This is a genomic window from Ruegeria sp. SAZD013 (assembly GCF_059612525.1).
The window spans coordinates 178,528-194,811 of sequence record NZ_JBXWQT010000013.1; the positions used below are offsets into that span (position 1 = coordinate 178,528).

General features: G+C 57.4%; 17 protein-coding genes. 9 read left to right on the forward strand and 8 right to left on the reverse strand.

Going from position 1 to position 16,284, the window contains the following annotated elements; all coding sequences use genetic code 11:
• Position 1 precedes the first annotated feature (1 nt).
• From AC2FLU_RS02990 to mdh, 7 genes are all read right to left on the reverse strand, one after another.
• Positions 2-2,959, reverse strand: a complete 2,958-nt coding sequence (locus tag AC2FLU_RS02990) for a 2-oxoglutarate dehydrogenase E1 component (protein WP_480475078.1) — start codon at positions 2,957-2,959, stop codon at positions 2-4.
• On the reverse strand, positions 2,956-3,498 hold the full coding sequence (locus AC2FLU_RS02995) for a DUF805 domain-containing protein (RefSeq protein ID WP_480773331.1): 543 nt from the start codon (positions 3,496-3,498) through the stop codon (positions 2,956-2,958). The genes AC2FLU_RS02990 and AC2FLU_RS02995 overlap by 4 nt, the downstream gene beginning before the upstream one ends.
• On the reverse strand, positions 3,495-4,337 hold the full coding sequence (locus AC2FLU_RS03000; RefSeq protein WP_496808307.1) for a hypothetical protein: 843 nt from the start codon (positions 4,335-4,337) through the stop codon (positions 3,495-3,497). Before AC2FLU_RS03000 ends, AC2FLU_RS02995 begins: the two co-directional genes overlap by 4 nt.
• A 5-nt stretch (positions 4,338-4,342) precedes the next feature.
• Positions 4,343-5,224: a succinate--CoA ligase subunit alpha gene (gene sucD, locus AC2FLU_RS03005; protein WP_209506539.1), complete on the reverse strand. Its 882-nt coding sequence runs from the start codon at positions 5,222-5,224 to the stop codon at positions 4,343-4,345.
• 13 nt (positions 5,225-5,237) lie between these two features.
• Positions 5,238-6,065 carry a glycosyltransferase family 25 protein gene (locus AC2FLU_RS03010; RefSeq protein ID WP_496808306.1) on the reverse strand — a complete coding sequence of 276 codons (828 nt, stop codon included), beginning with the start codon at positions 6,063-6,065 and terminating at the stop codon, positions 5,238-5,240.
• A 97-nt stretch (positions 6,066-6,162) separates the two neighbouring features.
• On the reverse strand, positions 6,163-7,356 hold the full coding sequence (gene sucC, locus AC2FLU_RS03015; protein WP_496808305.1) for an ADP-forming succinate--CoA ligase subunit beta: 1,194 nt from the start codon (positions 7,354-7,356) through the stop codon (positions 6,163-6,165).
• Between the two features lie 308 nt (positions 7,357-7,664).
• Positions 7,665-8,627, reverse strand: coding sequence for a malate dehydrogenase (gene mdh, locus AC2FLU_RS03020; RefSeq protein ID WP_480518443.1), 963 nt, complete (start codon positions 8,625-8,627; stop codon positions 7,665-7,667).
• Positions 8,628-8,788: 161 nt separating this feature from the next.
• Between mdh and AC2FLU_RS03025 the strand changes: the two genes are divergently transcribed.
• A complete protein-coding gene (locus AC2FLU_RS03025) occupies positions 8,789-9,544 on the forward strand; it encodes a sulfite exporter TauE/SafE family protein (RefSeq protein WP_480475086.1) in 756 nt (251 codons plus the stop codon).
• Here the strand turns inward: AC2FLU_RS03025 and AC2FLU_RS03030 are convergent, their stop codons facing one another.
• Positions 9,545-9,850 (reverse strand): hypothetical protein, encoded by a 306-nt coding sequence (locus tag AC2FLU_RS03030; protein ID WP_480494306.1) that lies wholly within the window; start codon positions 9,848-9,850, stop codon positions 9,545-9,547.
• 169 nt (positions 9,851-10,019) lie between these two features.
• Here AC2FLU_RS03030 and AC2FLU_RS03035 point away from each other — a divergent pair, with 169 nt between their 5' ends.
• From AC2FLU_RS03035 to sdhA, 8 genes are all read left to right on the forward strand, one after another.
• Positions 10,020-10,877, forward strand: a complete 858-nt coding sequence (locus tag AC2FLU_RS03035) for an HpcH/HpaI aldolase/citrate lyase family protein (protein WP_480494304.1) — start codon at positions 10,020-10,022, stop codon at positions 10,875-10,877.
• Between the two features lie 6 nt (positions 10,878-10,883).
• Positions 10,884-11,438 carry an NnrU family protein gene (locus AC2FLU_RS03040; RefSeq protein WP_480494302.1) on the forward strand — a complete coding sequence of 185 codons (555 nt, stop codon included), beginning with the start codon at positions 10,884-10,886 and terminating at the stop codon, positions 11,436-11,438.
• A gap of 12 nt (positions 11,439-11,450) precedes the next feature.
• The gene (locus AC2FLU_RS03045) at positions 11,451-11,657 is read left to right on the forward strand and encodes a DUF1737 domain-containing protein (protein ID WP_209506521.1); all 207 of its coding nucleotides are present in this window, start codon (positions 11,451-11,453) and stop codon (positions 11,655-11,657) included.
• Positions 11,657-12,685 (forward strand): MaoC family dehydratase, encoded by a 1,029-nt coding sequence (locus AC2FLU_RS03050; protein WP_480518447.1) that lies wholly within the window; start codon positions 11,657-11,659, stop codon positions 12,683-12,685. The genes AC2FLU_RS03045 and AC2FLU_RS03050 overlap by 1 nt, the downstream gene beginning before the upstream one ends.
• 54 nt (positions 12,686-12,739) lie before the next feature.
• Positions 12,740-13,402 carry a DUF1194 domain-containing protein gene (locus AC2FLU_RS03055; RefSeq protein WP_480475096.1) on the forward strand — a complete coding sequence of 221 codons (663 nt, stop codon included), beginning with the start codon at positions 12,740-12,742 and terminating at the stop codon, positions 13,400-13,402.
• A gap of 215 nt (positions 13,403-13,617) precedes the next feature.
• Positions 13,618-14,004 (forward strand): succinate dehydrogenase, cytochrome b556 subunit, encoded by a 387-nt coding sequence (sdhC, locus tag AC2FLU_RS03060; RefSeq protein WP_480475098.1) that lies wholly within the window; start codon positions 13,618-13,620, stop codon positions 14,002-14,004.
• A gap of 13 nt (positions 14,005-14,017) precedes the next feature.
• Positions 14,018-14,389, forward strand: coding sequence for a succinate dehydrogenase, hydrophobic membrane anchor protein (sdhD, locus tag AC2FLU_RS03065; protein WP_480475100.1), 372 nt, complete (start codon positions 14,018-14,020; stop codon positions 14,387-14,389).
• Between the two features lie 18 nt (positions 14,390-14,407).
• Positions 14,408-16,213 carry a succinate dehydrogenase flavoprotein subunit gene (gene sdhA, locus AC2FLU_RS03070; protein ID WP_496808304.1) on the forward strand — a complete coding sequence of 602 codons (1,806 nt, stop codon included), beginning with the start codon at positions 14,408-14,410 and terminating at the stop codon, positions 16,211-16,213.
• Positions 16,214-16,284 lie beyond the last annotated feature (71 nt).

The following is a 16,284-nucleotide window of genomic DNA, read 5'->3' on the forward strand; positions in this document are numbered from 1 at the left end:
CTTACTTTCCTTCAATGCTCAGCGCTTCGTTTACCAGCGCTTCTTGTTGGGCTTTGTGTTGGCTGGCCAGCCCCGTTGCGGGCGAGGCCGATGTGGCGCGACCGGCATAGGTCGGGCGCGTGTGTTTTGCATCGATACGGGACAGGACCCATTCAATGTTGGGTTCAATAAAGGTCCACGCACCTTGGTTCTTGGGCTCTTCCTGACACCAGACCATCTCGGCATTCTTGAACCGTTCGAGTTCGTTGATCAGTGAATGTGCCGGGAACGGATAGAATTGTTCGATCCGCATCAGGTAGATGTCGTCGATGCCACGCGCATCGCGTTCCTCCAACAGGTCGAAATAGACCTTGCCGGAACACATGACGACGCGCTTGATCTTGTCATCGGCCACCAGCTTGGTGTCAGAGTTGCCTTTTTGCGCGTCATCCCACAGCACCCGGTGGAAGCTGGAGCCTGTGGTGAAGTCATCCGCCGTGCTGACGGCCAGCTTGTGACGCAACAGCGACTTCGGCGTCACTAGGATCAGTGGTTTCCGGAAGGTCCGGTGCAACTGACGGCGCAGGATGTGGAAATAGTTCGCGGGTGTCGTACAATTCGCCACGATCCAGTTGTCCTGACCGCACATTTGCAGGAACCGTTCCAAACGCGCTGACGAGTGTTCTGGGCCTTGCCCTTCAAAGCCATGCGGCAGCAGTGTGACCAGACCGGACATCCGCAGCCACTTGCTTTCACCCGAGCTGATGAACTGATCGAACATGATCTGCGCACCGTTGGCAAAGTCGCCGAACTGCGCCTCCCACAGAACCAGAGCGTTCGGTTCTGCCAGCGAATAGCCGTATTCGAAACCCAGCACCGCGTATTCCGACAGCATCGAATCAATGACATCGTATTGGGATTGCCCGGCACGGATGTTGTTAAGCGGGTAATACCGTTCTTCGGTTTCCTGATGAACAAACCCAGAGTGTCGCTGGCTGAACGTGCCCCGTGTTGCATCCTGTCCGGCCAGACGCACGGGGTATCCCTCGGTCAGCAACGAGCCAAACGCCAGTGCCTCGCCCGTGGCCCAGTCGAAGCCTGCACCGGTCTCGAACATTTGTTTCTTATGTTCCAGCAACCGCTCAACGGTTTTGTGCATTGCGAAATCGTCAGGAGCCTTGGTCAGCGCGGCTCCGATTTCCGCCAGTGTCTCTGCCGAGATCGCTGTTTCACCCCGGACATAATCATCCTTGTTCCTGTCCAGATGCGACCAGCGCCCATCCAGCCAGTCGGCCTTGTTGGGTTTATAGTCCTTCCCGGCCTCGAATTCGTCGTTCAGATGGGCCTGAAAGGCGGCCTTCATATCTTCGATCTCACCCTCGGGGATCAGCCCGTCCTTGACCAGTCGCTCGGTATACAAGGAAAGCGTTGTCTTATGGGTTTTGATCTTCTTGTACATGATCGGGTTGGTGAACATGGGCTCGTCGCCCTCGTTATGGCCAAACCGGCGATAGCAGAAGATGTCCAGAACCACGTCTTTATGGAACTTCTGGCGGAACTCGGTCGCCACCTTCGCGGCGTGAACTACCGCCTCGGGGTCGTCGCCGTTCACATGGAAGATCGGGGCCTCGACCATCAGCGCGATATCGGTGGGATAGGGGCTCGAGCGGCTGAAATGCGGCGCGGTAGTGAACCCGATCTGGTTGTTGACCACGATGTGCATGGTGCCGCCGGTTCTGTGCCCTTTCAGGCCGGACAGGCCAAAGCCCTCGGCCACAACACCCTGACCGGCAAAGGCCGCGTCACCGTGCAGCAATATCGCCATGACCCTGGTACGGTCCGTGTCGCCCAGTTGGTCTTGCTTGGCGCGAACCTTACCCAGAACTACCGGGTTTACCGCCTCAAGGTGAGAGGGGTTGGCGGTCAATGACAGATGCACACTGTTGCCATCGAATTCGCGATCGCTGGAGGCGCCGAGGTGATATTTCACATCGCCAGAGCCGTCCACGTCCTCTGGCTTGAAGCTACCGCCCTGGAATTCGTTGAAAATCGCGCGATAAGGCTTGCCCATCACGTTGGCCAGAATGTTCAGGCGACCCCGGTGCGGCATCCCGATGACGATGTCACTGAGGCCAAGCGCGCCACCGCGCTTGATGATCTGTTCCATCGCCGGGATTAGCGCCTCGCCACCGTCCAGACCGAAGCGCTTGGTGCCCATGTACTTGACGTGCAGGAACTTCTCAAAGCCCTCGGCCTCGACCATCTTGTTCAGGATCGCCTTGCGGCCTTCCTTGGTGAACGCGATTTCCTTGCCATAGCCCTCGATCCGCTCCTTCAGCCACGCGGCCTCTTCCGGGTTCGAGATATGCATGTATTGCAGCGCAAAGGTGCCGCAATATGTGCGTTTCACGATCTCAACGATCTGCCGCATCGAAGCGACCTGTAATCCCAGCACGTTGTCGATAAAGATCGGGCGATCCATGTCGGCATCGGTGAAACCGTAAGTCTTCGGGTCCAGCTCAGGATGGGTGCTGGCAGCGCGCATGCCCAGCGGGTCCAGATCCGCGGCCAGATGGCCCCGGATGCGATAGGCCCGGATCAGCATCAGTGCTCGCAAACTGTCCAGCACGGCGCGTTTGATCTGGTCGTCGCTGACCTCAGCCCCTTTTTCAGCCGCCTTGTCCTTGATCTTCTTGCCCGCCGCTTTGGCGTCAATCTCGGCCCATTCACCAGTCAGCGCACCAGTCAGGTCGTCTGCTGGCATCGGCGGCCAGTCGGTGCGCGCCCAGGACGGGCCTTCGGCTTCGCGTTGAACATCGGGGGCATCATCGCCCATGGCATCAAAGAACGCGCCCCATGCGGCATCCACCGCACCGGGGTTCTTTGTGTATTGCGCATAAAGCTGCTCCAGATATTCGGCATTATGCCCCTGCATGAAGCTTGAGGCATGAAAGGCGGAATTGGGCGAATGTTCGGTCATAGGGCTACCTCTGTTGGGTTGGGACCGTATTGATTGGTGCCTGGCTGGCTGGGGCGTGTCAGCCACCATAGAACCAGGAGGGGCGACACCACCAGTACCAGTAGTGTCGGAAGAACGATGAGCAACGTGGCGCGGGTGAACAGGATATCTAGCCTGCCGCCATGCTGGAAATGAGAGGCCAAGCCGATACCGAAAACGAGCACAGCTCCGGCGCCAAGGATCAACAGGATCGGCAGCAGAGCATACAGCCCGCTGCGACCGGTATCGTGCATCCGCCGGAAAGCAACTGCCAGATGGGGAAAGAAGACGATCAGGCTGACGATGCCCTGCACCGGTTGCGAGGACGTGGCCGACACGGATTTGGATGTTTCGGTTTCGGTCACTGCAACTTGAGTGAAGAACTGCGCATCGATGATCCCGGCAAGGATGCTCCAGATCACGATGAACAGGAAAAAGAACCAGTATTCGGGCCGAGAGGCACGCCCTGAGAAGGTGAAGAACTTGGAGAAACAGGTGCGGATGGCGTCAGAGAAGGTCATGGCTTTTGCCTTATTGTGCGACGCCTTATGTCCAGAGTTAAGGCGGTATGAGGCGTTCTGCCGAAGGCCTCGTTGAACTCCACTTCGTCAAATCTCCAAAATCTAATTTTTGCGGGGCCGGCACCCAGATCGGGTTCTCGAAGTGGGCGATTTGTCAGTTCGACAGGCTCCCGGTCCAAATCCTGCGCGTTTACGTTGGTTTGGCCAGATGTGTATCCCCAAGTTGTCGCCGAAAGGTACCTAGACGGACCATACCCACGTTCGCGAGTTTCGCCTAGGTCCTTGATGTTAAATGCCCAGATTGCATCTCTTATTTTTTTAGTGTCATCGGTCGAAGTACTGGAATAGTTACAACCCAAACTTTCGCCGGAAGCAGTGCCGCCTTTGCGGTCAGACAGCAACAAAAATGCGATAGAGTCTTGGTCCGTCCACAACACTTCATAGTAGCCTAATTCTGCCCCTTCAGAAATTGCGTTTACGTGATCGAGAATTCCGATAGACACTCCAGTTTCTAGATCCAACTCTAGCGGGTTGTGATCCTTGTAGGTAAATGCAGGCAGTAAATATCCGTCCGCGACAATATTCAGCATTTTGTCAGTGAAGGGTGCTCGGAAAGGCATCCACCCTCTTGCATAAAACTCTTTCGCAACAGTTGCGCTATTCTCGGTCGACCAAGTGCAAAGTTCGATTACGTCCTTTGTTGGCTTGGAGAAGTCAGGCGACGCGGTCGCACTAGCTATTGAGGCGGAGTACAGGCCACCAAGAAGAAAGGCCAAAACATGCCGAAAACGAGGGAACTTCTTCCCCCGCTCCGCAAAGCCTATGCTATGGTGCGCCATCGCGCTTACCCAATCGCTTCCAGTACAGCCTCACCCAGCTGCGCCGGGCTTTCGGCCACGACGATACCGGCCGAGCGCATGGCTTCGATCTTGTCCTCGGCACCGCCTTTGCCACCGGCGACGATGGCACCTGCGTGGCCCATGCGGCGGCCCGGAGGGGCTGTGCGGCCTGCGATGAAGCCTGCAACCGGCTTTTTGCGGCCTTTCTTGGCCTCATCTGCCAGGAACTGTGCGGCCTCTTCCTCGGCCGAGCCGCCGATCTCGCCAATCATGATAATCGACGTGGTTTCGTCATCTGCCAGGAACCATTCCAGCACGTCGATATGTTCAGTCCCTTTGATCGGGTCGCCGCCAATGCCCACACAGGTGGACTGGCCCAGTCCTACATCCGTTGTCTGTTTCACGGCTTCATAAGTAAGCGTACCCGAGCGGGAAACGACACCCACGCTCCCGCGTTTGTGAATATGGCCGGGCATGATGCCGATCTTGCAGGCGTCAGGCGTGATGACACCGGGGCAGTTCGGGCCGATCAGGCGCGACTTACTGCCTTCCAGCGCGCGTTTCACCTTCATCATATCCAGAACCGGGATACCTTCGGTGATGCAGACAATCACTTCCATCTCGGCATCAATCGCTTCGAGGATCGAGTCCGCCGCGAATGGTGGCGGTACGTAGATCACCGATGCGTTGGCTTCGGTCACGTGCTTTGCCTCGTGGACCGAGTTGAACACGGGCAGGCCCAGATGCTCCATCCCGCCTTTGCCCGGGGTTACGCCGCCAACCATCTTGGTGCCATAGGCAATGGCCTGTTCGCTGTGGAATGTACCTTGCGAGCCGGTAAAGCCCTGACAGATCACTTTGGTGTTTTCGTCGATGAGGACTGCCATTTTGTCCCTTTCTCTAGGCGGTGTTGGATTGATAGGGTTCTGCCGCTGGAAGAACCTGCGGCGCATAGGTAATTTTCTGAAGCGTGGCGCGACCAAGGGCCAGGTTGGCCATCGTGCGCAGGCCACTGCTGATTTCGGCGATACCGCGCCTGATTTTTTGTCGGACCAGCGGCCACCCCGTAGGGCGTTCGCGGGGGGCACCCATCTGGATTTCGCCCGGCGCTTCGTTGCCTTGCTCGACCATCGCGGGGACCACCTGATAGACATTGACCTGACGCGCCGCAGGCGAGGCTGACGGGTTGAACAACAGGCCATCCAGCGTGATGTCATAGGGCTTTTGCGCCAGAAAGTGTTCTGCCGCTTGCCGGGTCAACGCATATGCTGCACCTCCGGGGTGGCGTGAGTGCATCAGGCGCAGTTCCCGACCCAGATGGGATGAGCTTTTGCGCTCAAGTGCGAGGTATAGCTTTGTACTGCGCCAGCGTTCGAACCGCACGATATCGGCATCCTCTGGCCACCAGGATGCATCGTTCAACCAATCCGCCAGTTCTGGCGACAGGAAAACATCATCCTCAAGGATCAAGGCCTGTTCCGCGCCAGAGGCGACAACGGCCTCCCACGCTTTGGCGTGGCTAAGAGTGCAGGCCATGTCCTTGGTATGGAAATAGCCCCAAGGTCCCTCAGACCGGCATTCACGCAGGAATTCCTCACGGGTGGCGGCGTCGCAATCAACAGCGTTGATGCGCGTTGCCGACAGGCCTGCCTTTTGCAGCTCCTGCGCCATCAAACGCGCCCGCCCGGTGGCGCGTTCTAGGCCTATGAGGAAGATGGGGATGGACATCAGATCGATTGTTTCTTTCGATTTCCCGCGTGAAATGGATAAAGTTGGATTGTAGTTGCCGTGGGGTCGGCCTGTAGCCCACTCCACAGCAACTTGCTTACCCCTTAACCGCCTTGACGATCTTCTCGGCACCGTCTTTCAGGTTGTCCGCCGCGATCACGTCCAGACCCGAGTTGTTGATGATTTCTTTGCCTTTCTCGACATTGGTGCCTTCCAGTCGCACGACAAGCGGAACCTGCAGACCGACCTCTTTCACCGCAGCCACCACGCCCTCGGCGATGACGTCACAGCGCATGATGCCGCCGAAGATATTGACCAGAATGCCTTTGACCTGCGGGTCCGAGGTGATGATCTTGAATGCCTCGGTCACCTTCTCTTTGGTTGCACCGCCACCCACGTCGAGGAAGTTGGCAGGTTCGGCACCATACAGTTTGATGATGTCCATCGTAGCCATCGCCAGACCGGCACCGTTCACCATGCAGCCGATCTCACCATCCAGTGCGATGTAGTTCAGGTCGTATTTGCTGGCTTCCAGTTCCTTGGGATCTTCCTCGGTCGTGTCGCGCAGTTCGGCGATATCCGGGTGGCGGTAGACCGCATTGCCGTCAAAGCCAACCTTGGCATCCAGCACTTTCAGGTCGCTACTGTCGGATACGATCAGTGGGTTAATCTCCAGCATCTCCATATCCTTCTCGACGAAGGCCTTGTAGAGGATGCCCATAAGCCTGACACATTGCTTGACCTGCGCGCCCTCCAAACCCAGCGAAAACGCAATGCGGCGGCCGTGGTAGGGTTGGTAACCGGTGGCCGGGTCAACCGAGAAGGACAGGATTTTCTCGGGCGTCGCGGCAGCAACCTCTTCGATGTCCATACCGCCTTCCGTCGAGCAGACAAACGAGATACGGCTGGTCTGACGATCTACCAGCAGGGCCAGGTACAGTTCACGCTCGATGCCGGAACCGGCTTCGATATAGATGCGATTGACCTGCTTGCCTGCCGGACCCGTCTGATGGGTGACCAGAGTGCGACCCAGCATCTTCTTGGCTTCTTCGGCCGCTTCTTCGACCGACTTCGTCAGACGGACACCGCCCTTTTCACCTGCATCGGCCTCTTTGAAGGATCCTTTGCCGCGGCCGCCCGCGTGTATCTGCGCCTTGACGACCCAAAGCGGCCCATCCAGTTCACCGGCTGCGGTTTTGGCTTCCTCGGCGCGCAGCACGGCGCGACCATCGGAGACCGGAGCGCCGTAGCTGCGAAGAAGAGCCTTGGCCTGATATTCGTGAATGTTCATCGAAATTGTCCCGTCTGACTGCGTTTAACCGTTATAGGCGTGTCTAGCGGGCAAATTTAAAGGGTTTTTTGACCTGAGACGGGAAATTGTCGAAGATTTTCAACATTTGTGATCACGGGTTTTTAGGGTGTGATCACAAAAATTCAAGTGCCATCGATTGATTCGATATTCCTGCACAGTTTTTTGAAATCACATTCGAAAAAAGGGATTTGCGACGTTTGCGCCAACATATGCGGCCGGGGTCCGCGGTGGAAAATGAAAACCGGCCCATAATTGGGCCGGCCTCAAATTCGGATTGTCTGGCAGTTTTACGCCAACGAGCTGTCGATGCCTTTGCACGCCTCGATCAGGCCTTTCACGGCGTTGACCGAATTGTCGAAACCGGCTTGCTCGTCTTCGTTCAGCTTGATGTTAACGATGCGCTCGACGCCGCCTGCGCCAATGACTGTCGGCACCCCGACATAAAGGCCGTTAACGCCCAACTCACCGCTGCAGTACGCCGCACAAGGCAGAACACGCTTTTGGTCTTTCAGATAGGCTTCGGTCATTTCGATCGCCGAGGTGGCGGGCGCGTAATAAGCCGATCCGGTTTTCAGCAGGCCTACGATTTCGGCGCCACCATCACGGGTGCGCTGTACGATGGCGTCCAGCTTTTCTTGCGAGGTCCAGCCCATTTCAACCAGATCAGGCAGAGGGATACCAGCAACGGTCGAATAACGAACTGATGGTACCATGGTGTCGCCGTGGCCGCCCAATACGAACGCGGTCACATCGCGCATCGAGACGTTGAACTCTTCCGACAGGAAATGCGCGAAACGTGCTGAATCCAGCACGCCAGCCATGCCGCAGACTTTGTTATGCGGCAGGCCCGAGAATTCGCGCAGCGCCCAGACCATCGCGTCCAGCGGGTTGGTGATGCAGATCACGAACGCATCGGGCGCATGTGCTGCGATACCTTCGCCGACCGACTTCATGACTTTCAGGTTGATGCCCAGCAGGTCATCGCGGCTCATGCCCGGTTTGCGGGCTACGCCTGCGGTCACGATGCAGACATCCGCGCCGGCGATATCGGCATAGTCGCTGGTGCCTTTCATCGAGGCGTCAAAGCCTTCGGACGGGCCGGATTCGGCGATGTCAAGCGCCTTGCCCTGTGGCAACCCGTCAGCGATGTCAAACAGGACAACGTCACCCAGTTCTTTGACAGCTGCAAGATGCGCAAGCGTGCCGCCGATGTTCCCCGCGCCGATCAGCGCAATCTTGGGTCTGGCCATTTGGAATATCTCCGGTCGGTTTTGAAATCGCGGCTGTGCTAGTCGTTAAAACGGCATTAGGCAAGAGTTCTGCGACGTGGCATACAACCGCATACCGTTTGCGAGACCCTATGTGGTTGCGCTAAAGGGCCTTTGAGACAAGCCAAAACCGGGACCGGTGCATGTTTGAATTGAACCTGATGTTTTTTGCAGTGGCGATCCCGGCGGTGATTTTTGCGGGTATCTCGAAGGGTGGTTTCGGCTCGGGCGTGGCCTTTGCGTCATCATCGATTCTGGCCTTGATCCTAACGCCCGGGCAGGCCCTGGCCCTGATGCTGCCGATTCTGATGGTGATCGATGTGGCCACTTTGGGCCCTTATTGGAAGCGGTGGAACTGGGGGGATGCGCGCCTGCTGATCCTGGGTGCTGTACCCGGTGTGGCAATGGGGGCATGGCTCTACCGTTCAACGGATGATGACCTGCTGCGCCTGTTGATAGGCGGCATCTCGGTCGGGTTCGTGATCTGGCACATCGCACAGTCAAAAGGCTGGGTGCGCGGGTTTGCCAGACGGTTGCCGCCCTCCGCTGGCCTGTTTGCAGGGCTGGTCGCGGGATTCACCAGCTTTGTCAGCCATGCCGGAGGCCCTCCGGCTGCCGTTTACCTGTTGTCCCAACGGCTGACCAAGACCGAGTTTCAAGCCAGTACAGTATTGGTCTTCTGGGTGATTAATATCGCGAAGTTTGTACCCTACGCTTATCTTGGCATGTTCACGTGGCAGACGGCATGGGCCGATATGCTGTTAACACCGTTTGCTGTTCTCGGTGCCTGGCTGGGCGTCCGTGCACATTTCATGTTGTCCGAACGCCTGTTCTTTGGAATTGCCTATGTGCTGCTGACCCTCACCGGCGGTAAGCTGATCTGGGACGCACTTACCTGATCAGGCGTTCGGGGGCAGCGCTTCGGCTACAGCCTCAAAAGCTTGCCCCGAAGCGACGAGGCAGGTGACCCCGTTGGGCAAGGTCACCGTGATGGTCCAGCTGCCGCTTTGAGTTGAGGCGAAAAGTTCCATGACCGCGCCTTGCTGGGCCAGACCAAAGCCCCTGCGCGTTTCGCCATAAGTGTCGGTCAACCTTTCCAGCACATCCTCTCGCGGTGCGCAGTTTTGCCCCTGGGCCTGTACCTGTTGTGCCGCAAGTACCATGATCCCTAGTCCCATCGTCATCTTGAACATTGTCTTTCGCATCCCGAATCCTTTCGGTTCCCTCTGCCGGTCAGGGTGCCGCGCAGGGGCCGAAATTCAGTTAAGGCAAAGCACGTTGCGTCGTGTTTGCTGCGGTGCGGCAATTTTGGGCTTGAACTTTCCGGTAAAAAATGCCCCATTCCGCGCAACTTTATTTCAATGGGAGTGGTCCATGGATCCTCGTCAGCGCCCCTATCGTTCGGTTCTCTATATCCCCGGGTCCCGGGACCGGGCTTTGGAAAAGGCCCGCACTCTGCCGGTAGATGCAATCATATTTGATCTGGAAGATGCGGTCGCAGCCGACGAAAAGGACAATGCGCGCGAAACGCTCAAGGCGGCTTTGGCTGCCGGAGGGTACGGATCACGCGTCAAGATTGTTCGGATCAACGGGTTAGACACCGAATGGGGCCGTGCGGATGCCGAGGCTGTGCGCGAAATGGATGCCGACGTTGTCCTGTTGCCTAAAGTGAATTCGGCGGCTGACGTAGACGCGCTGGCTGCGATCACCGGAGATTTGCCGATCTGGGCTATGATGGAAACCCCGCGTGGAATGCTGAACGCAGCAGAAATCGCCGCGCATCCGCTGATGGCCGGATTCGTGATGGGAACAAATGATCTGGCGAAAGAGCTGCAAACCCGCTTCCGCCCAGATCGCCTGCCGATGATGACCTCGTTAGGGCTGTGCTTGTTGGCTGCCAAGGCCGAAGGGCTGATCATCATCGACGGTGTTTACAACGCCTTCAAGGATGTCGAAGGTCTGGCGTTCGAATGTGCGCAAGGCCGCGATATGGGCTTTGATGGCAAAACGCTGATCCACCCGGCCCAGGTCGAAGTGGCAAATACCGCCTTCGCGCCATCGGATGATGAGATCGACCTGGCTCGCCGCCAGATCTCGGCCTTTGAAGAGACCGAGGCCCTTGGCCAAGGGGTCGCCGTTGTCGATGGCAAGATTGTCGAAAATCTGCACGTTGTAACTGCCCGCGAAATTCTGGCAAAAGCAGAGGCGATATTAGCTTTGCAAGCGGGGTAGGCCAGCATGGGCTTTGTTCTTCTGATCTTGGGTGTGGCGCTGTGGTGGGGGGCGCATCTGTTCAAACGTGTGGCACCTGAACGCCGTGCCGCAATGGGTGACGCGGGTAAAGGCGCTGTTGCCCTGGCTTTGGTCGCGTCGATCCTTCTGATGATCTTCGGGTATCGCATGACCGACTTCATCCACGTTTGGGCGCCGCCGACCTTTCTGATTCACGTCAACAACCTGTTGGTTTTGATCGCGATTTATTTGATGAGTCCTGCGGGCACAAAAGGCCGGCTTCTGAACAAGCTGCGCCACCCGATGCTCGGCGGGTTCAAACTGTGGGCTTTTGCGCACCTGTTGGTGAACGGCGATCTGGCCTCGATCATCCTGTTTGGTGGCCTTCTGGCATGGGCGGTGGTCGAAGTCATTGTAATCAACAAGTCTGAACCTGAGTGGACCCCGGCAGAGCCTGGCACTTACGGCAAGGATGCGATGTTCGTTGTGGCTTCGATCGTTCTGATGGGAATTATCGGGTACATCCATGGGCTGGTTGGCCCATCTCCGTTCGGCTCATAAGGATTTGATTTGATGTCGAAGCTTTATCGCTTGCTGACCGAAGAAGACACTTCGGCCTTCTGTCACAAGGTGTCCGACGCCCTGTCAAAGGGATGGGAGCTGTATGGCGACCCGGCTTACGCCTTTGATGCCAACGGCAACGTAATGCGTTGCGCGCAGGCCGTGACCAAAGAGGTCGAGGCCGACTATTCCCCCGACATGAAACTGGGACAGCAGTAATGGCAAAAACAAATCCGGGCCGATTTTTCGAGGACTATTCTGTCGGGCAGGTGTTGCAGCATGCAGTACCTCGCACCGTGACCGAGGGAGAGCGCGGCTTGTATCACGCGCTCTATCCCGCACGTCACGCGCTTTACTCCTCGGATGAATTTGCCCGGGACTGTGGGTTGCCGGAAAGCCCGATAGATGATCTGGCCGCGTTCCACATCGTGTTCGGCAAGACCGTGCCTGATGTTTCTCTGAACGCGGTTGCCAATCTGGGCTATGCCGAAGGTCGTTGGCTGAAACCTGTTTTTGCCGGCGATACGCTGCGATCCGTATCAGAGGTTATCGGCCTGAAGCAGAATTCCAACGGAAAAACTGGTGTTGTCTGGGTTCGTACCCGCGGGTTGAACCAGTTGGACGAGGTGGTTCTTGAATATGTGCGCTGGGTCATGGTGCGCAAGGCAAACATGGATGCACCCGCGCCCGAGACGGTTGTTCCCGATTTGAAGGCTGTGCTTGATCCGCAGGACCTGATCGTGCCGGAAGGGCTCGATTTTGCAAACTACGATTTTGCCCTCGCGGGCGAGGCGCACCGCTGGGGCGATTATGAGGTCGGTGAAACCATCGATCATGTGGACGGTGTCACCGTGGAAGAGGCCGAGCATATGCTGGCCACACGTTTGTGGCAGAACACCGCCAAGGTGCATTACGACCTGACGTTCCGTCCGGAAGGGCGGCTCATTTACGGTGGGCATGTAATCTCGATGGCGCGGGCATTTTCCTTCAATGGCCTTGCAAATGCGCAGATGATTGTCGGCTTGAATGGTGGCGCCCATGCTAACCCTTGTTTTGCGGGTGATACGATCAAGGCATGGTCCGAAGTTTTGGACAAAGCGGAAACCGGGGTTCCCGGCATAGGCGCTGTGCGATTGCGTCTGGTCGCGACCAAGGGCGGTGATCCGTTCAAGCTGAAGAACGAAGAAGGGCGGTACCTGCCAGATGTTCTTCTGGATCTCGACTATTGGGCATTGATGCCCAAATAGGTGATCTGACGGATATGTGACGCCACGGCTTGCAAGGCGTGATAGGTTCGCACAATGAACCTGCTACGCGCGATATTGGCCAGCGTCACTCTGGCACCTGCGGCTCAGGCCTGCGATCTGGCCTTGGCTTTGGCTGTGGACGTTTCTGGTTCGGTCGATAGCAGCGAATATCGCATCCAGATGGATGGGTTGGCCGCAGGTTTGCGCGACCCGATCGTGTCCGAGGCACTGGTGCGGGGGCAGGCGCGGCTGATGCTGGTGCAGTGGACCGGCTCATCGCGCCAGCGGATCACTATCCCCTGGACCCGTATCGATAGCTTTGCCACGCTGGATCAGTTTGCAGACCGGGTCGCCGCCGATCCGCGCATCTGGCGGAATTTTTCGACGGCAATCGGCGAGGCGCTTCAAATGACCCTGAGTTCATTTGATTCGGTTTCCGACTGCCGACGGCATCTGATTGACCTTTCAGGGGACGGTGTGTCCAATGAAGGGATTGAACCTACACGGGTACATGCGGCCCTGCGCGCCGAGGGAATCGTTGTCAACGCGCTGGCTATTGAGGAAAGCGAACCGGACCTGACGGCATATTTCTTTGAGAATGTCATCGTGGGCGAAGGTGCCTTTGTCGTTTCTGCCACCGGGTTCGCGGATTACCCGGAACGAATTCGTCGAAAACTGCTGCGCGAAGTGACGCAGCAAACGGCAGACCTGAAATGACGGCTTGAGAGATTCGTGATCACATCTCTTCGGCCTTGAAAACGCTAACATTGACAGTGCGGAATGTGATATGTGATCACGAGATTATTTTGTGTGATCACATAATTGAATTATCCGTATAATTGAGCGCAATTTGATGGTTTTTGCACTCGCAGCACGTGACAGTGTCGCAAAAACCAGTAAAACGTTCGGTAGCCAACCGAAAAGGAGCCGCCATGGCCGATGTAAATCGGGGCAATCGCCCACTTTCGCCGCATCTGTCGATTTATCGCCCGCAGCTGACGTCGATCACGTCCATCCTGACGCGCATCACCGGTAACGCCCTTCTGCTCGCAGCTCTGTTGATCGTCTGGTGGTTTCTGGCCGCTGCAACCTCGCCCGAGGCCTTTGCCGTAGCGAATGGGGTAATAACCTCGATGCTTGGAGACCTTGTGATGGCGCTGTCCGTTTGGGGGCTCTGGTATCACACGCTGGCCGGTGTGCGGCATCTGATCTGGGACAATGCAGTTGGTCTGGATATTCCGACAGCGACCAAAATGGGTTGGGCTGTTGTTATCGGATCGGTCGTCTTGACCCTTCTGACCCTTGTCCTCGTCGCGTGATTGGAGGCCTGACATGCGTTATCTGACCGACCGCAAACGCGCCGCTGGACTTGGCTCGGCGAAATCCGGTACTGCCCATTTCTGGGCGATGAAAGTCAGCTCGGTTGCTTTGCTGATCCTTGTGCCGTTGTTTGTATTCACCTTTGGCCCGATCCTGGGCCAGCCATTCGAGGTCGTTCTCGACTACTACTCGCGACCTTTCCCTGCCATCGTGGCAGCACTGACGCTGGCGGTTGGCTTCAAACACTTCGCGGACGGTGCGCAGGTGATGCTTGAAGATTATGTTCACGGCACGCTTGAAAAGGTCCTGATCATTCTGTTGACCTGCTTGTCTTATGGCGCGGCTGCGGCTGGCATCTTTGCCGTCGCTCGCATTGCCCTTTAATTCCCGGAGCTGAAAGAAATGGCTGCATACGAATACGAAACGCATGAATATGACGTGGTCGTTGTCGGTGCCGGTGGGGCCGGTCTGCGGGCAACACTGGGTATGGCGGAACAGGGTCTTCGCACGGCTTGCGTAACCAAGGTTTTCCCAACCCGTTCGCATACTGTGGCCGCTCAGGGCGGTATCGCCGCGTCGTTGTCAAACATGGGGCCCGACCACTGGCAGTGGCACATGTACGACACTGTGAAAGGCTCGGATTGGCTGGGCGATACCGATGCGATGGAATACCTAGCTCGGGAAGCGCCCAAGGCTGTTTACGAACTGGAGCACTATGGCGTTCCGTTCAGCCGAACCGAAGAGGGTAAGATCTATCAACGCCCGTTTGGTGGTCACACCACTGAATTCGGCGAAGGCCCGGCAGTCCAGCGCACCTGTGCCGCTGCGGACAGGACCGGCCACGCGATCCTTCATACGCTGTATGGCCAGTCGCTGAAGAACAATGCCGAGTTTTATATCGAATACTTCGCCATCGACCTGATCATGTCCGATGACGGCCAGTGTCAGGGTGTTGTCTGCTGGAAGCTGGACGATGGCACGATGCATGTCTTCAATGCCAAGATGGTTGTGCTGGCGACCGGCGGGTATGGCCGCGCCTATTTCAGCGCGACCTCGGCCCATACCTGCACCGGTGACGGTGGCGGTATGGTGGCCCGCGCGGGCTTGGCGCTGCAGGATATGGAGTTCGTTCAGTTCCACCCGACCGGCATCTACGGATCGGGCTGCCTGATCACCGAAGGCGCGCGTGGCGAGGGCGGTTACCTGACCAACTCGGAAGGTGAACGGTTCATGGAGCGTTACGCCCCCCAGTACAAGGACCTCGCACCGCGCGATTACGTCTCGCGCTCGATGACCTTGGAAATCCGCGAAGGCCGTGGTGTCGGTGCGGAAGGGGATCATATTCACCTGAACCTCAGTCACCTCCCAGCCGAAGCTTTGGCAGAACGTCTGCCCGGCATCTCGGAAAGCGCCAAGATCTTTGCCGGCGTGGATGTCACCAAGGAACCGATCCCGGTTCTGCCAACCGTGCACTATAACATGGGCGGTATCCCCACAAACTATTGGGGTGAAGTTCTGAACCCAACGGCCGAGAACCCGACAGCTGTGGTTCCGGGCCTCATGGCAGTGGGCGAAGCCGGTTGCGCCTCGGTCCACGGCGCGAACCGCTTGGGCTCGAACTCGCTGATTGACCTTGTGGTCTTTGGCCGCGCGGCGGCGATCCGGGCAGGCAAAGTCGTGAATCCTGAAGCTGCGAACCCGGTTCTGAACCAGGCATCGGTCGATAAGGCCTTTGACCGGTTCGACGCGGTGCGCAACGCTAGCGGTTCCATCCCGACCGCCGAGTTGCGGCTTGAGATGCAGAAAACCATGCAGGCGGATGCTGCCGTGTTCCGTACCGCCAAGACCATGGCCGAAGGCGTCGAGAAGATGACGGCAATCGCTGCGAAGATGGACGATCTGAAAGTCACAGACCGGTCGCTGGTCTGGAACAGTGACCTGATGGAAACGCTGGAACTGACCAACCTGATGCCTAACGCGCTGGCCACGATCGTCGGCGCAGAGGCGCGCAAGGAATCCCGTGGTGCCCACGCGCACGAGGATTTCTCTGCACGTGATGACGAAAACTGGCGTGTTCACACGGTTAGTCGGGTCGAAGGCAACAAGGTTGAGCTCAGCTATCGTCCCGTGATCGTCGATCCGCTGACGACCGAAGAGGAAGGTGGCATCAGCCTGAAGAAAATCGCACCCAAGGCACGTACGTTCTAAAAGGCTCGGACAGCAGGCAATGGTGAGCAAGCGCCAAATACCCACGAAAACCGCAATGGCCATTGGCCAGT

What these genes read in the sequence shown, in the direction of transcription:
- AC2FLU_RS03025 (WP_480475086.1), top strand. Translation starts at nt 8,789, where the DNA reads ATGTTTGAATTGAACCTGATGTTTTTTGCAGTGGCGATCCCGGCGGTG.
- sdhA (WP_496808304.1), top strand. Translation starts at nt 14,408, where the DNA reads ATGGCTGCATACGAATACGAAACGCATGAATATGACGTGGTCGTTGTC.
- AC2FLU_RS03055 (WP_480475096.1), top strand. Translation starts at nt 12,740, where the DNA reads ATGAACCTGCTACGCGCGATATTGGCCAGCGTCACTCTGGCACCTGCG.
- AC2FLU_RS03030 (WP_480494306.1), bottom strand. Translation starts at nt 9,850, where the DNA reads ATGCGAAAGACAATGTTCAAGATGACGATGGGACTAGGGATCATGGTA.
- AC2FLU_RS03010 (WP_496808306.1), bottom strand. Translation starts at nt 6,065, where the DNA reads ATGTCCATCCCCATCTTCCTCATAGGCCTAGAACGCGCCACCGGGCGG.
- AC2FLU_RS02990 (WP_480475078.1), bottom strand. Translation starts at nt 2,959, where the DNA reads ATGACCGAACATTCGCCCAATTCCGCCTTTCATGCCTCAAGCTTCATG.
- sdhD (WP_480475100.1), top strand. Translation starts at nt 14,018, where the DNA reads ATGCGTTATCTGACCGACCGCAAACGCGCCGCTGGACTTGGCTCGGCG.
- AC2FLU_RS03000 (WP_496808307.1), bottom strand. Translation starts at nt 4,337, where the DNA reads ATGGCGCACCATAGCATAGGCTTTGCGGAGCGGGGGAAGAAGTTCCCT.
- AC2FLU_RS03035 (WP_480494304.1), top strand. Translation starts at nt 10,020, where the DNA reads ATGGATCCTCGTCAGCGCCCCTATCGTTCGGTTCTCTATATCCCCGGG.
- mdh (WP_480518443.1), bottom strand. Translation starts at nt 8,627, where the DNA reads ATGGCCAGACCCAAGATTGCGCTGATCGGCGCGGGGAACATCGGCGGC.
- AC2FLU_RS03050 (WP_480518447.1), top strand. Translation starts at nt 11,657, where the DNA reads ATGGCAAAAACAAATCCGGGCCGATTTTTCGAGGACTATTCTGTCGGG.
- AC2FLU_RS03045 (WP_209506521.1), top strand. Translation starts at nt 11,451, where the DNA reads ATGTCGAAGCTTTATCGCTTGCTGACCGAAGAAGACACTTCGGCCTTC.
- AC2FLU_RS03040 (WP_480494302.1), top strand. Translation starts at nt 10,884, where the DNA reads ATGGGCTTTGTTCTTCTGATCTTGGGTGTGGCGCTGTGGTGGGGGGCG.
- sucC (WP_496808305.1), bottom strand. Translation starts at nt 7,356, where the DNA reads ATGAACATTCACGAATATCAGGCCAAGGCTCTTCTTCGCAGCTACGGC.
- sucD (WP_209506539.1), bottom strand. Translation starts at nt 5,224, where the DNA reads ATGGCAGTCCTCATCGACGAAAACACCAAAGTGATCTGTCAGGGCTTT.
- AC2FLU_RS02995 (WP_480773331.1), bottom strand. Translation starts at nt 3,498, where the DNA reads ATGACCTTCTCTGACGCCATCCGCACCTGTTTCTCCAAGTTCTTCACC.
- sdhC (WP_480475098.1), top strand. Translation starts at nt 13,618, where the DNA reads ATGGCCGATGTAAATCGGGGCAATCGCCCACTTTCGCCGCATCTGTCG.